The following is a 14,690-nucleotide window of genomic DNA, read 5'->3' on the forward strand; positions in this document are numbered from 1 at the left end:
GGTCCGATGAGGGCCGGACATGGCGTCAGTGTCCTCCCCCCGTGACGGAAATACAAGCAGGCGCGCGCTCTCACGATGAGGTGAGCCGTCGTGATCGCCGGTTTTCCCGGTCCGGGCCTATATCCAAAGGAACGGTCTTACGACATGGGAAACGGAACGGATGGTCTCACGGCGGATCTTCTCGCTGGGTCTGGGCGCGGCGCTGGCCGCACCGGCCCTTGGGCGCGCGCAGGGCGCGGCATTGGCCGAACTGCGCCAGTCCGCCGGTGCGCTGCGGCAGTTGCATGCGATCACGGTGCAGCGCGGCGATGATGTGATCCTGGCCGAGGCCCCGCGCGGTCCCGGCCTGTCGCGGTCCGCGAACATCAAATCCTGCTCGAAAAGCGTGCTCGCCCTGTTGGTCGGTTCGGCGATCGCGGGCGGGCAGCTCCGCCTGTCCGACCGGCTTGGTGACATCGCCCCGCGCCTCGTCCCCGCTGACGCGACCGAAGGCGCGGCGGGGCTGACGATCGAGGATCTGGTGACGCTGCGGGCCGGGCTCGCCAGCACGTCGGGGGCGAATTACGGCGCTTGGGTCGCCTCGCCGAACTGGGTGGCCTATGCGCTGCGCCAGCCCCGGATCGCGCCGGCGGGCGGGCGGATGATCTATTCCACCGGATCGACGCATGTGCTTGGCGCGGCGCTGGCGACGGTCACGGGCGACAGCCTGCTGACCCTGTCGCGCCGCTCGCTGGGCGCCGGTCTGGGGATCGAGATTCCCTCGTGGACGCGCGATCCGCAGGGCTTCTACTTCGGCGGCAACGAAATGGCCCTGACGCCCGAGGCCATGCTGCGCATCGCCGTGATGATGCGCGACGGCGGGCGCTATCGGGACCGGCAGGTCATCGACCGCGACTGGATCGAGGCCTCGCGCCAGCCCCGCACCCGCTCACCCTATTCGGGCCTGTCCTATGGCTACGGCTGGTTTCTCAGCCCCAGCGGCTGGACGCTGGCGCGCGGCTATGGCGGGCAGCTCATCGCCGCGCATCCGGCGCGCGGGCTGGCGGTGGCGATCACCTCGGACCCTCAGCAACCGGCCAGATCCGAAGGCTATTTCGGCGATCTGATGCGGCTGCTCGACGGCCCGGTGCGCGCCCTGGGCTAGGCTTGGGGGGAAGGGCGCCTCCCCGCCGACACAAAGCTGCCCGAAACAGCCCTGAGCCTTTCGTGTTTCCATAAATATCCCGGGGGTGAGCCCGGAACGGGCGAGGGGGCTGGCCCCCTGCGCCCCATCCCCATGCGCACCGCCCGGACAACGCGACCACGGGCAGGCCAAATGTTTCGCCCCCGGAAACGCCGAAGGCGCAGAGGTTTCCCTCTGCGCCCCCGGGGAGGCGGACGGCGGGTTTCCCTCCGCCGCCCGGATCGGATCAGGCGAAGTCGAGGACGATGCGTCCGTCGATCTGGCCCTTCTCCATCTTGTGGAAGACATCGTTGATCTCTTCCAGCTTGGCCTTGGCGGTATGGGCATGCACCAGCCCGCGCGAGGCGAAATCGATCGATTCCGCCAGATCCAGCCGCGTGCCCACGATCGAGCCGCGCACCGTGATCCCGTTCAGCACCATGTCGAAGATCGACATCGGGAATTCCCCCGGCGGCAGGCCGTTCAGGGCGATGGTGCCGCCGCGGCGGGCGAATTGCAGCGCCTGATGGAAGGCCTTGGTCGAGACCGCGGTGACCAGAACCCCATGCGTGCCGCCGCCGGTTTCCTTGCGGATCGCCGCGACCGGATCGGTGTTGAGCGCGTTCACCGTGACCTCGGCCCCCAGCTCCTTCGCCAGCTTCAGCTTGCTGTCGTCGATGTCGACGGCCGCGACATGCAGCCCCATGGCCTTGGCATATTGCACCGCCATGTGGCCAAGCCCGCCGATGCCCGAGATGGTCACCCATTCGCCGGGTTTCGCCTCGGTCATCTTCAGGCCCTTGTAGACCGTCACGCCGGCGCACAGGACCGGCGCGATCTCGACGAAATTCACGTCGTCCGGCAGGTGGCCCACGTAATTCGGGTCGGCCAGCACATATTCCGCGAAGGCGCCGTTGATCGAATAGCCGGAATTCTGCTGCTTTTCACACAGCGTTTCCCAGCCGCCCAGACAGTGTTCGCAATAACCGCAGGCGGAATAGAGCCACGGCACCCCGACCTTGTCGCCTTCCTTGATATGCTTCACGCCCTGTCCGACCCCGACCACATGGCCCACGCCTTCGTGCCCCGGAATGAAGGGCGGTTTCGGCTTCACCGGCCAGTCGCCCATCATCGCGTGCAGGTCGGTGTGGCAGACGCCGCAGGCCTCGACCTTCACGAGGATCGTGCCGGGGGCGACTTCGGGCACCGCGGCTTCCTCGATCACCAGAGGCGCGCCAAATTCCCGCACAACGGCGGCTTTCATCGTCTTCGTCATGGAAATCTCCCGTATTCTGAGGGGGCACCCCGAAACCGGGATGCCCGATGCATTGCGGGCGTTTCAGAAGAAGCCGAGCTTCTTCGGCGAATAGCTGACCAGCACGTTCTTGGTTTCCTGATAATGGTCGAGCATCATCTTGTGTGTTTCCCGACCGATGCCGGACTGCTTGTAGCCGCCGAAGGCCGCCCCCGCCGGATAGAGGTGGTAGCAGTTGGTCCAGACGCGGCCGGCCTCGATCCCCCGCCCGGCACGGTAGGCGGTGTTCATGTCGCGCGACCAGACGCCGGCGCCAAGGCCGTAGACGGTGTCATTGGCGATCTCGATCGCCTCTTCCGGGGTCTTGAAGGTGGTGACGGAAACTACGGGTCCGAAGATTTCCTCCTGGAAGACACGCATCTTGTTGTTGCCTTCAAAGATCGTCGGCTTGATGTAATAGCCGCCTTCGATGTCGCCGCCGAAGTGGTTGGCCTCGCCGCCGGTCAGGACCTTCGCGCCTTCGTTCAGGCCGATGTCCATGTAGCTCAGGATCTTGTCGTATTGCTGTTTCGAGGCCTGCGCGCCGATCATCGTGCCACCGGCACGCGGATCGCCCGCCTGAATTGCCTCGACCCGCTTGAGCGCCCTTTCCATGAAGCGGTCGTAGATCGATTCCTGGATCAGCGCGCGCGACGGGCAGGTGCAGACCTCGCCCTGATTCAGCGCGAAGAAGGTGAAGCCTTCCAGCGCCTTGTCGAAGAAGTCGTCATCCTCGTCCATCACATCGGCGAAGAAGATGTTGGGCGACTTGCCCCCGAGTTCGAGCGTGATGTTCGTCAGGTTGTCGGCGGCGGCGCGCATGATGCCCTTGCCCACCGGGGTCGAACCGGTGAAGGCCACCTTGCGGATCCGCGGGTTCGAGGCCAGCGGTGCGCCCGCCTCCGCCCCGGTGCCGCTGACGATGTTGACGACGCCCGGCGGCAGCAGATCGCCGACAAGCTCCATCAGCACGAGGATCGAGGCCGGCGTCTGTTCCGCCGGTTTCAGCACGACGCAATTGCCCGCGGCCAGCGCCGGGGCAAGCTTCCACGCCGCCATCAGGATCGGGAAGTTCCACGGGATGATCTGGCCGACGACGCCAAGCGGCTCCTTGTAGTGATAGGCGACGGTATCGGCGTCGATTTCCCCGATCGAGCCTTCCTGCGCGCGGATCACGCCGGCGAAATAGCGGAAATGGTCGATCGTCAGCGGAATGTCCGCGGCGGTGGTTTCGCGCAGCGGCTTGCCGTTGTCCCAGGTTTCGGCCAGCGCGATCTGTTCGAGGTTCGCCTCGATCCGGTCGGCGATCTGGTTCAGGATGCGCGAGCGCTGCGTGACCGAGGTTTCTCCCCAGGCGCGGCGGGCGGCATGGGCGGCGTCCAGCGCAGCCTCGACATCCGAGGCGTCGGAGCGCGGCACCTCGCACACCACATGGCCGGTCACCGGCGAGATGTTTTCCATGTAGCGGCCGGATTTCGGCGCGACCCATTCGCCGCCGATGTAATTGTCATAGCGCGCCTTGAACGGCGCGGCCGAAGTGAAGGTTTCGGTCTGGATTTTGTCTTCTGGCATTTTTTCCTCCTCCCAACATCATCGGCGGAACCGGATGGTGCCGCCGTCGTCCTCCGTGGGTGTCATTTTGCCCTTTCGCCTCCTCAAACGAAGGGGTGCGACATTGATCCACGGCGCCGATTGTCCCGGTTCCGAGACAGTCGGAAACTCAATTCTGCCGTTCCGCGCGCAGGCCGAGCGCGTCCATCTTGCGGTAGAGCGTCGCGCGCCCGATCCGCAGGTCGCGCGCGGCGGCGGAGACATTGCCCCCCGCCCGGCGCAGCGCGCGCAGCACCTCGGACCGCAGGGCATCCTGCAAGCCGCCGCGTGTCCCCCCGGCCGCGTCGCGCAGCAGGTCCGCCGCCGGGCGGTGCAGGGCGATATCCGCGTCGGTGATGCCGAAGGCGCGGCGCGCGGCGCGGTTGCAGCCAAGGATCAGGTCGTCGCGGTCCACCGCGATCTGGCACGGTCCCTGCGCGGGGTCGCCCGGCATCACGATGATCCGCGCCTTGGGGAAGGCGGCGGCAAAGAGTTCACAGCCGATCCGGGTCGCGGCGTCCTGCACCGTCAGGCCGATCAGCCGGGCCTGCGCCTCGCTCAGGTCGCGGCGGCAGGACGAGATGTCGACCACCCCGGCCAGACCGCCGCCCGGCGCCTCTATCGGCGCGCCCATGCAGGTCAGCGCCAGATTGCGCGTGTGGAAATGCTGGTCGTGCCAGATCACCACCGGGCGCCGTTCGGTCAGGCAGGTGCCGATACCGTTCGTGCCTTCGTCCGCCTCGGACCAGCTTGCGCCCGCGGCCAGCCCGGCGCCGCCGAAATCGGCGCTGTCGGCGGGGTGGCTGCGTTCCTCGAGGATCAGCCCGTCCGGCCCGCTGAGGATCACCGCGCTGCCGGTATCCATCGCCGCCGCCGCCAGCCGGTTCAGGATCGGCCCGGCGATGCGCAGCAGGTCCTGCGCCGCCTCGCGCCGTTCGCGCAGGGTGGATTGCGGCACGCGGTCCGGGCGACGGATTTCGGCGGGGTCGAGCTGGTGGTGCATCAGCGACCGCCGCCACGACGCGGCAACGGCGGAGCGGCCGGGCGCGGGCGATTCTGCCGTCCGGCGCACCAGTTCGACGTGATCCTGAACGGAAACTTGGCTGGTCAAGGTCGTCATCCTTGTCAGAATCTGCAAGAGGCGGTGTCTCGCATGGTCCCCGGGACAACGGCGCCACCGGCAGGCGGACCGAAGACGGAAGGCCGCCGCGACGTGGTGGTGACGTAGCTGCGGCATTCTGCCTCAGAGAGAGTAGCCTGCCCCCTGCCAAAGACAAGCAACGAAATCGTGCGCGCGGGTTTCCGTGGCGTCAGCTGCGCCGGCCCCGTTTCCGGGGCCGGGCGTGGGTCATTTCAGATCGGGGTCATTTCAGGTGATGCGGCGGCTCCATCCCCCAGACGGGCGTGTCGATCCCGGCCTGACGGGCCTTGAGCTGCAGCGACAGATAGCGCGAATAATGGCGCGACTGGTGCAGGTTGCCGCCGTGGAACCACAGCCCCTCCTGCATCGTCGGCTTCCACATGTTGCGCTGTTCGCCTTCCCACGGGCCGGGATCCTTGGTCGTGTCCGAGCCGAGGCCCCAGCACTTGCCGACCCTGTCCGCGACCTCCTGCGAGATCAGATCCGCCGCCCAGCCGTTCATCGAACCATATCCCGTCGCATAGACGACCAGATCGGCGGGCAGTTCGGTGCCGTCGTCCAGCACCACGGCATCCTCGCTCAGATGGCTGATGCCCTTGCCCGATTGCAGCTTGATCGAGCCGTCGATCACCAGATCGCAGGCCCCCACGTCGATGTAATAGCCCGAGCCCCGGCGCAGGTATTTCATGAACAGGCCGGATTCGTCGTCGCCGAAGTCCAGCATGAACCCCGCCTTTTCCAGCGCGGCGTAGAAATCCGCGTCGCGGCGCTTGATCTCGTCATATTGCGGGATGTGGAATTCGTGCATGATCCGGTAGGGGATCGAGGCAAAGATCATGTCCGCCTTGTCATGGGTGATGCCGTTCGCCACCGCCTGTTCGGAATAGAGCCCGCCGAGGCAGACCTCCATCAGGCTGTCCGACTTGACGATATGGGTGGACGAACGCTGCACCATCGTCACATCCGCCCCGCCTTCCCAAAGCGCCGCGCAGATGTCGTGGGCCGAGTTGTTGGAGCCGATCACCACCACCTTCTTGCCGCGATACGCCTCGGGTCCCGGATGCTGGCTGGAATGCTGCTGTTCGCCCTTGAACACGTCCTGACCGGGGATGGTGGGGATGTTCGGCTTGCCCGACATGCCGGTGGCAAGGACAAGCTGCTTCGGGTGCAGGGTGATCTCTTCGCCGTCGCGGTCCACGATCACGGTCCATTCCTTTGCCGCGTCGTCCCAGGTGGCGGATTTCGCCGTGGTCTTCGACCAGTAGTTCAGCTCCATCACCTTGGTATACATTTCCAGCCAGTCGCCGATCTTGTCCTTGGGCGCGAAGACCGGCCAGTTGTCCGGGAAGGGGATGTAGGGCAGGTGATCGTACCAGACCGGATCGTGCAGGCACAGGGACTTGTAGCGCTTGCGCCACTGGTCGCCGGGGCGTTCGTGCCGGTCGACGATGATCGCGGGCACACCCAGTTGCCGCAGCCGCGCGCCAAGCGCGATGCCGCCCTGCCCGCCGCCGACGATCAGCACATAGGGCTGTTCCTCATGGCCAAGGCGGGTGGATTCCTCCTCGCGCTTTTCCTTCCAGGTCTTGCGGTCCGGGTCGTGGCCGTGTTCGGCGCCCATCGGACGGCGCAGGCCGCGGGGTTCCTCGTGGCCCTTCAACTCGTGCAGCGTGGTCAGCAGGGTCCAGATCTTGCCCTCCTTCATCCGGATATAGCCGACGCCGCGCCCGGTTTCCGTCTCGAACTTCAGCCAGCCCTCGGTGACATCGCCGGAATCGGTCACCTGTTCGTCGGGGTCGAGGTAGAGCTTCTGCGGCCGGATCGCATCAAGCTGCGCGGCCGCCATGTCGCGGATCTGGTCGCGGCCCTCGCAGGTCTTCAGGTTCCAGGTGAAGGCCGCCAGATCGCGCCAGAAACCGGTTTCCAGAAACAGGTCCGCCACCGCCTGCGCGTCGCGCGCGACCAGCGCCTGTTCCAGATCGGCCACCAATGCGGTCAGGGCGCCCTGTTGGGTCGAATCGAGCATCATTTCCTCCCTTTGCTCCTGTCCGGGCGATGCCGGGGCCTCCCAACCCCTTCGCGGCATGGCCAGACGAATGCGATCAGCCTGCATCACCCGCCGGAGCGGCCCAAGCGCCGTGGCCGCGCCACGGGATTTCAAGGGCTTGGCCGGCGCCCCCGTGGCAACCCGCGCCACAGGTGCGGCGCCCCGCCGCCACAGGGGAAATTTCGGTGTTTGCGGTATCGCCCCCTGCGGTTACCCTGATCCCGCCGGACCCTTTGGGAGGAGAGACCGGCAAGGGAGGAATACGTGGAGGATCTGCGTCATATCCGCGAAATCGAACAGGTTTCGCAGGGCGCTCCGGCGTCCCGCGATCCGGTCGTCGTGGCAAGCTGGCTGCGCTGCCTGAACCAGCATGGCCTCGACCCCGCCCGCCGGGCCGAGGCCTATATCGTGCCCGACGCGGCCCTGCGCGCCCACCGGCAGCGGTCCGAGGACCTGATCGCCATCGCCCGCTCGGGGATCGAGAACCTGTACCGGCTGGTCGCCGGGCAGAATTACGTGCTGCTGCTGGCCGATCATTCCGGGGTGACGGTCGAATACATGGGCGATGCCGCGCAAAAGGCGGAACTGCGCCGCTCGGGCCTGTTCCTTGGCGCGGAATGGCGGGAATCGCGGGCGGGGACCAATGCACTGGGCGCCTGTCTGGAAACGGGGGAATCGCTTGTCATCCATCAAAGCGACCATTTCGACGTGACGCATGGCGGGCTGTCCTGCACCGCCGCGCCGATCTACGACACGCGGGGCAAGCTGACGGCGGTGCTGGACATATCGCTGCTGTCCTCGCCCCGGCCGCGGGTCAGCCAGATGCTGGCGCTGAATCTGGTGCGGCAGACGGTGCGGCGGATCGAGCTGGCGAACATCATGGCCGAAAGCCGGCGCGAATGGGTGCTGCGGCTGTCGGGCAGCCCGGATTTTCTGGATGTCGACCCCGAGGCGGCGGTGTCGCTGGACGGCGCGGGCTGCGTGATCGGCATGACGCATGGCGCGGCGCGGCTCTTGGCACGGGCGGCGGGGCAGGACTGGCGGGCGGCGGGGGATCTGATCGGGCGGCCGATCTCGGATTTCCTGCGGGTGACGCCCGACCGGCTGGAAGACCTGACCCGGCAGCGCCCGGCGGCGGAACGGCTGATCCAGACGCGCGACGGCCATCACCTCTTCGGTCATGCGATCGAACCGCGCCGCCTGCCCCCGGCCCGGACGCGCGGCGATCCGCCCGCGCTGCCGCCCGCCCTGCGCGATCTGGCGGGGCCGGAGGATGCGGCGATGGCCGACCTGCTGGCCCATGCGGCGCGGCTGGCGCCGGGGCGGCTGCCCCTGCTGATCGAGGGGGAAACCGGCACCGGCAAGCTGACGCTCGCCCGCGCGATCCATGCGGCGGGGCGTGTCGGCCCCTGTGTCAGCGTGCCCTGCGCCGAACTGGCCGAGGGGGACGAGGCCCTGCTGTTCGGCCGCGTCGCCGGGCGGCGGCACGAGCCCGGCCTGATCGACGGGGCGCGGGGCGGGACGCTGATCCTCGACAAGGTGGGGGAGCTGCCCGCCCGGATGCAGGGGCGGCTGCTGCGCCTGCTGGGGGAGGGCGCGTGGCTGCCGATCGGCGCCACCCGGCCGGAACGCGCGGATCTGCGGCTGATCGCCACGCATCAGGGCGACCTGCTGGAGGCGGCGTCGGCCGGGCTGTTCCGCCGCGATCTGGCGCATCGGCTGGCGGGGGCGGTGCTGCGCCTGCCGCCCCTGCGGGCGCGGCGCGACCTGCTGTGGCTGGCGGAACGGCTGCTGAAGGCGGCGGGCGGGGCCGGGCGGCTGTCCCCCGCCGCATGGGCAAGCCTTGCGTCACATGACTGGCCGGGCAACCTGCATGAGCTGCACCACCTGATGGCGCAACTGTCGGCGGGGCTGCCGCGGGTCGTCGGCCCGGCGGATCTGCCGGCCCCGTTCGCGGAAAACGCCCCCGCCGCCGCCCGCGGCGATGCCGCGCTGCTGCGCCGGATCCTTGCCGAAACGGGCGGCAACGTGTCCGAGGCGGCGCGCCGTCTGGGCGTCGACCGGACCACGGTTCACCGGCGAATCCGGCGCTACGGCCTCTGACCCATGCGGCGAATTCGGAGAAGGAAAGCATTTTCAATAATGCGGGGCATTGGTATTGGGGTAGGGAGGCACTACCTGACACCCGTGCCACCACCCGCCAATCCCCTCGGAGCGACCGGTTTCTGACATGATAAAACGTTTGATTATTGCGATCGTCCTGCTGACTCTCGTCATCGGTGGCATTGTCGGGTTCAATCAGTTCCGCGCGAAGATGATCGCGCAGTATCTGGATTCGATGAAGAACGTCACCGTGCCGGTCACCGTGACCGAGGCGCAATCCGGCACCTGGACCCCCGGCATCGATGCGATCGGCACCGCCAATGCGCGGCAGGGCGCGGATCTGTCGACCGAGGCCTCGGGCGTGGTGCGCGAGATCCTGTTCCAGTCGAACGACACGGTGACCAGCAGCCAGCTGCTGGTGCAGATCGACGACCGGCAGGAACGCGCGGATCTGGAGGCGGCGAAAGCCTCGCTCAATCTGGCGCAGATCACGCTGAACCGGGCGCGCAACCTTCAGGAACGCGGCGTGACGGCGACCAGCACGCTCGACAGCGCGCAGGCCGAAGAGGTGTCCGCGCAGGCGCAGGTCGCGAAGCTCGAAGCCGTGTTGCAGACGAAACAGCTTCTGGCGCCCTTTGACGGCACCATCGGCATTCCGCGCATCGAGGTGGGGCAGTTCGTCGCCGCCGGCACCGTCTTTGCGACGTTGCAGGACCGCAGCCAGATGCGTGTCGATTTCGCTTTGACCGAACAACAGGCGGCGCAGGTGCGGCAGGGATTTTCCGTCACCGCCATCGACGAGGAAGGCGGCACCAGCTTTGAAGGCGAGATCACCGGCATCGACCCGAAGATCGACGCGAATTCGCGGCTGGTGACGGTGCGCGCGCTGCTGGACGAGGCCTCGGGCGAGGCGCTGACCCCGGGGCAGTTCCTGCGCGTGCGGGTCAACCTGCCGGCGGTGGAAAACGTCATCTCGCTGCCGCAGACGGTGGTGACGACCTCGCTGTATGGCGATTCCGTCTTTGTCGTGCGCGAGGAAACGCCCGAGGGCGCGGATGCGCCGCAGACCATCGCCCGCGAGGTTTTCGTCAGGATCGGCCGGCGGCATGGAAACTCGGTCGAGATCCTCGAAGGTCTGAAGGCGGGCGACAGGGTGGTCGATGCGGGGCAGAACCGGCTGAGTTCTGGCGCGGTCGTCCGCATCGTGACCGATCCGGCGGAAACCGGCGACGCGCCGCCCGTCATCGGCAACTGAGGAAGGCGCGATGCATTTCACCGAAATCTTCATCCGCCGCCCCGTCCTGTCGATCGTCGTGGGCGCGTTCATGCTGCTTCTGGGGATCGCGGCCTATTTCAACCTTCAGGTCCGGCAATATCCCGAGGTCGAGGAAACCGTGGTCACGGTGACGACCACCTATCCCGGCGCCTCGCCCGACCTGATCCAGGGCTTCATCACCGCGCCGATCACCGAGGCGGTGGCGACGACGGAGAACATCGACTACGTGACCTCGACGTCGAGCCCGTCGGCCTCGGTCGTGTCGGTGCACATGAAGCTCGGCTCCAATTCCGATGCGGCTCTGACGGACGTTCTGGCAAAGGTGCAGCAGGTGCGGTCCTCGCTGCCGTCGGAATCCGAGGATCCGGTGATCGTCAAGGGCACCGGGGACACCTTTGCGCTGATGTATATCGCGGCGCTGAACCCCAACATGTCGCCCGAGCAGCTGACCGAATATATCGAGCGGGTGATCCGCCCGCGGATGTCCACCATTCCGGGCGTCGCGCAGATCGAGGTGATCGGCGCGTCGAAATATTCGATGCGGATCTGGATCGACCCGGACAAGCTGGCGGCGCGGAACATCACCGCCGCCGAGGTGCTGGCGGCGGTCAATGCGTCGAACTACCTCGCGGCGGCGGGCAAGACGGAAAACGACCTTTACGCCCATGCGATCACCTTGCAGACCACGCTGCAGGACCCCGACGCCTTCGGGATGATGCCGCTGCGGTCCGAGGGGGATCAGGTCGTCCGGCTGCGCGACGTGGCGCAGGTCGAGCTTGCCTCGGACGAATCGGGTGAGATCGTCACCTTCGAGGGCAAGGCCGGCACGTTCATCGGCATCCATCCGACGCCCGCGGCCAACCCGCTCGACACCGCGGCGGCGGTGGTCAAGGACCTGCCCGCCATCAACGCCGGCCTGCCCGAGGGGATGCGGCTGGAACTCGTCTACGATTCGACCGAGACGATTTCCGCCTCGATCCGCGAGGTGTTCAAGACCATCGCCGAGGCGGTGGCGATCGTGGTGGTGGTGATCCTGCTGTTCCTTGGATCGTTCCGGTCGGTGCTGATGCCGGTCGTCACCATCCCGCTGTCGCTGGTGGGGGTGCTGGCGGTGCTGCTGGCGCTTGGCTATTCGATCAACTTGCTGACATTGCTGGCGATGGTTCTGGCGATCGGGCTGGTGGTCGATGACGCGATCGTGGTGGTGGAAAACATCCACCGCCATATCGAGGACGGCATGAAACCCATCCCCGCCGCCGTGCAGGGGATGAAGGAGATCACCGGTCCCGTGGTCGCGATGACCATCACGCTGGCCGCGGTGCTGTCGCCGCTTGGCTTCACCGGCGGGCTGACGGGGGCGCTGTTCCGCGAATTCGCCTTTACGCTGGCGGGATCGGTGATCCTGTCCGGGGTGATCGCGCTGACCATCACGCCGATGATGTCGGGGCGGCTGCTGAAATCGGGTGAGGGGTCGCGCTTTCAGGTCTTTGTCGACCGGACGTTCGAGCGGCTGGCCAACTGGTATGAGCGGCGGGTGAACAACTCGCTGGATTACCGGCCGGTGACGATCCTGATCGTCCTTGGGCTGGTGTCGGTGACGGGCTACATGATGCTCAACACCCAGTCGGAGCTGGCGCCCGAGGAGGATCAGGGCGCCGTCATCGCCATCGCCAACGGGCCGCGCTACGCGACCGACGATTACACCGCGAAATACATCGACCAGATCAGCAAGGCGACCGCCGGGATGGACGAGGTGCGGACCGACTTTTCCATCGCCGGTTTCGGCGGGGACGATACGCAGGGCATCCTGATCTGGGCACTGAAGGACTGGGCCGAGCGGTCTCGCTCGCAATCGCAGGTGCAGCAGGACATTCAGGCGCAGCTTGACGCGAATACCGGGTTGCAGGGCTTTGCCTTCGCGCCGCCGACCCTGCCGGGCACCGGGGGCGGGCTGCCCGTGTCGGTCGTGATCCAGTCGATCCACGAACCCTCCCGCGTCGCCGAGGTGGCCGAGGAAATCCGCCAGCGCGCGCTGGCCTCGGGCAATTTCATCGCGGTGCAGAATTCGCTGAACTTCGACGCGCCCGAGGCGCGGGTCATCATCGACCGCGAACGGGCCGCGTCGCTGAACGTGGCGGTGTCCGACATCGGATCGACGCTTGGCCTGCTGGTCGGCGGCTACAAGGTCGCGCAGTTCGACCGCGATTCGAACAGCTACGACATCATCCCGCAGGTGCCGCAGCGCTTCCGCGACAATCCCGAGCTGCTGGGGTCGTATTTCGTGCGCTCGGGGTCCGGCGCGCTGGTGCCGCTGTCCGCCGTGGTCCGGGTCGAGACGGATGCGATGCCCTCCTCCATCCAGCAGTTCAACCAGCTCAATTCGGCGACGATCACCGCCCTGCCGATGATCGGCACATCGAGCGCAAGCGGCGTGGCGACGATCGTTTCCATCGCCAACGAGGTGCTGACCGAGGGGTTCTTCATCGACTATGCCGACCAGTCGCGGCTGGAACAGACGCAGGGCAACACCATCGCCATCGCCTTCGGGGTGGCGGTGCTGGTGATCTATCTGGTGCTGGCGGCGCAGTTCGAAAGCTTCCGCGATCCGTTCATCATCCTGATGTCGGTGCCGCTGACGCTGTTCGGGGCGATCCTGCCGCTGAACCTCGGGCTTGGCACGCTGAACATCTACAGTCAGGTGGGGCTGATCACGCTGGTCGGGCTGATTACCAAACACGGCATCCTGATGGTGGAATTCGCCAATCAGCAGCGTGAGGAACACGGCCTGACCCGGCGCGAGGCGATTGTCGCCGCGGCGCGGACCCGTCTGCGCCCGATCCTGATGACCACGGCGGCGATGGCGCTGGCGGTGGTGCCGCTGGTCTTCGCCGAGGGCGCCGGCGCCGCCGCGCGCGAGGCGATGGGCATCGTGATCTTCTTCGGGCTGATGATCGGCACGACCTTCACGCTGTTCGTCGTGCCGATGTTCTACAGCTTCATCGCGCCCTCGGACAAGGCGATGCAGGTGGCGCGGGAAAGACGGCTGGCCGCCGGCTGATCAGGCGTTGACCTGATCGGCGGGCTGCTTGCCGGCAAGGAAGGCGCCGATATTGGCCAGCGCCCGGCGGCCCATCGCCTCGCGCGTTTCGATCGTGGCGCTGCCCATATGCGGCATCAGGAAGGCGCGGGGCTGGTCGCGCAGGCGCAGGTCGTAGGCGGGTTCGTTGCGGAACACGTCAAGCCCCGCCCCCGCCAGCCGGCCCGAGGCCAGCGCCTCGACAAGCGCATCTTCATCGACGAGCGAGCCGCGCGCCGAATTGACGAAGACCGCCCCCGGCTTCATCAGCGCGAAACGTTCGGCGGTCATCACCACCTCGCCCGAGCCGGGCAGGTTCAGGCTCAGCACATCGGCCCGCGCGACCAGCGCATCGGTATCGGCCACGAATTCCGCGCCCGCTTCCTGTTCCGGCGGCAGGCGGTGGCGGTTGTGATAGGCGATGGTCATGCCGAAGGCGCGCGCGCGATGCGCGACGGCGCGGCCGATGCGGCCCATGCCGACGATGCCCAGCAGCTTGCCCGACAGGTCGGTGCCCAGCATCTCGTTCATCGCGAAGCTGCGCCGCCAGCCTTCATCCATGATCGCCGCATATTCCCGCGCCCGGCGTGCAGCGCCCAGCATCAGCAGCATGGTCATGTCGGCGGTCGCGGCGGTCAGCACATCGGGCGTGTTCGTCACCGCGATGCCGCGCGCAGCCGCCGCCTTCACGTCGAGATGATCGTAGCCGACGCTGCAGGTGGCGATCAGCCGCACGCTGTCGGGCAGCTGGGCGATGCCCTCGGCCGCAAGCTTCTGGCGGCCGGAGAGCAGGATCGCCTCCGGCTTTTCGCGCGTGGCAAGGGCGATCATCGCCTCGGGCGTCAGGTTGTCGGTGGCGGGGGCGGCGCCAAAGGCGTCGCGCGCCTCGGCCTCGACGGCGGCGGGCAGGGGAGTGGCAATAAGCAGGCGCATGGCGACCTCGTGATTCATCGGGAAGGTGGCGCGATGAAACACCTTTGCGGCCCGCCATGCAAATTCTG

The 14,690-nt window shown here is 67.2% G+C and carries 9 protein-coding genes; 4 read left to right on the forward strand and 5 right to left on the reverse strand.

Features of this window, described 5'->3' with window-relative positions:
- The first annotated feature begins 160 nt into the window (after positions 1 to 160).
- Positions 161 to 1,144 carry a serine hydrolase domain-containing protein gene (locus D2T30_RS11950; protein WP_128209057.1) on the forward strand — a complete coding sequence of 328 codons (984 nt, stop codon included), beginning with the start codon at positions 161 to 163 and terminating at the stop codon, positions 1,142 to 1,144.
- A 265-nt stretch (positions 1,145 to 1,409) separates the two neighbouring features.
- Here the strand turns inward: D2T30_RS11950 and adhP are convergent, their stop codons facing one another.
- The 4 genes from adhP to D2T30_RS11970 all read right to left on the reverse strand — a co-directional run bounded on the left by adhP (position 1,410) and on the right by D2T30_RS11970 (position 7,213).
- Entirely contained in the window at positions 1,410 to 2,438 is a 1,029-nt protein-coding gene (adhP, locus tag D2T30_RS11955) for an alcohol dehydrogenase AdhP (protein WP_128180178.1), read from the reverse strand.
- Between the two features lie 63 nt (positions 2,439 to 2,501).
- Positions 2,502 to 4,028, reverse strand: a complete 1,527-nt coding sequence (gene exaC, locus D2T30_RS11960; RefSeq protein ID WP_128180180.1) for an acetaldehyde dehydrogenase ExaC — start codon at positions 4,026 to 4,028, stop codon at positions 2,502 to 2,504.
- Positions 4,029 to 4,176: 148 nt separating this feature from the next.
- Positions 4,177 to 5,157 (reverse strand): GAF domain-containing protein, encoded by a 981-nt coding sequence (locus tag D2T30_RS11965; protein WP_241560583.1) that lies wholly within the window; start codon positions 5,155 to 5,157, stop codon positions 4,177 to 4,179.
- A 253-nt stretch (positions 5,158 to 5,410) separates the two neighbouring features.
- Positions 5,411 to 7,213, reverse strand: a complete 1,803-nt coding sequence (locus D2T30_RS11970; RefSeq protein WP_128209059.1) for an NAD(P)-binding domain-containing protein — start codon at positions 7,211 to 7,213, stop codon at positions 5,411 to 5,413.
- Between the two features lie 285 nt (positions 7,214 to 7,498).
- Between D2T30_RS11970 and D2T30_RS11975 the strand changes: the two genes are divergently transcribed.
- The 3 genes from D2T30_RS11975 to D2T30_RS11985 all read left to right on the forward strand — a co-directional run bounded on the left by D2T30_RS11975 (position 7,499) and on the right by D2T30_RS11985 (position 13,671).
- Entirely contained in the window at positions 7,499 to 9,337 is a 1,839-nt protein-coding gene (locus tag D2T30_RS11975) for a sigma-54-dependent Fis family transcriptional regulator (protein ID WP_128209060.1), read from the forward strand.
- 127 nt (positions 9,338 to 9,464) lie between these two features.
- A complete protein-coding gene (locus tag D2T30_RS11980; RefSeq protein ID WP_128209061.1) occupies positions 9,465 to 10,592 on the forward strand; it encodes an efflux RND transporter periplasmic adaptor subunit in 1,128 nt (375 codons plus the stop codon).
- A gap of 10 nt (positions 10,593 to 10,602) precedes the next feature.
- On the forward strand, positions 10,603 to 13,671 hold the full coding sequence (locus D2T30_RS11985) for an efflux RND transporter permease subunit (RefSeq protein WP_128209062.1): 3,069 nt from the start codon (positions 10,603 to 10,605) through the stop codon (positions 13,669 to 13,671).
- Here D2T30_RS11985 and D2T30_RS11990 read toward each other — a convergent pair whose 3' ends face one another.
- Positions 13,672 to 14,622, reverse strand: coding sequence for a 2-hydroxyacid dehydrogenase (locus D2T30_RS11990; protein ID WP_206612945.1), 951 nt, complete (start codon positions 14,620 to 14,622; stop codon positions 13,672 to 13,674).
- Positions 14,623 to 14,690: the final 68 nt, after the last annotated feature.

The organism is Paenirhodobacter populi, assembly GCF_004022215.1.
Taxonomy (GTDB): Bacteria; Pseudomonadota; Alphaproteobacteria; order Rhodobacterales; family Rhodobacteraceae; genus Rhodobacter; species Rhodobacter populi.

Coding starts and splice junctions, on each gene's coding strand:
- D2T30_RS11950 (WP_128209057.1), top strand. CDS start 161: ATGGTCTCACGGCGGATCTTCTCGCTGGGTCTGGGCGCGGCGCTGGCC.
- adhP (WP_128180178.1), bottom strand. CDS start 2,438: ATGACGAAGACGATGAAAGCCGCCGTTGTGCGGGAATTTGGCGCGCCT.
- exaC (WP_128180180.1), bottom strand. CDS start 4,028: ATGCCAGAAGACAAAATCCAGACCGAAACCTTCACTTCGGCCGCGCCG.
- D2T30_RS11970 (WP_128209059.1), bottom strand. CDS start 7,213: ATGCTCGATTCGACCCAACAGGGCGCCCTGACCGCATTGGTGGCCGAT.
- D2T30_RS11980 (WP_128209061.1), top strand. CDS start 9,465: ATGATAAAACGTTTGATTATTGCGATCGTCCTGCTGACTCTCGTCATC.
- D2T30_RS11985 (WP_128209062.1), top strand. CDS start 10,603: ATGCATTTCACCGAAATCTTCATCCGCCGCCCCGTCCTGTCGATCGTC.
- D2T30_RS11990 (WP_206612945.1), bottom strand. CDS start 14,622: ATGCGCCTGCTTATTGCCACTCCCCTGCCCGCCGCCGTCGAGGCCGAG.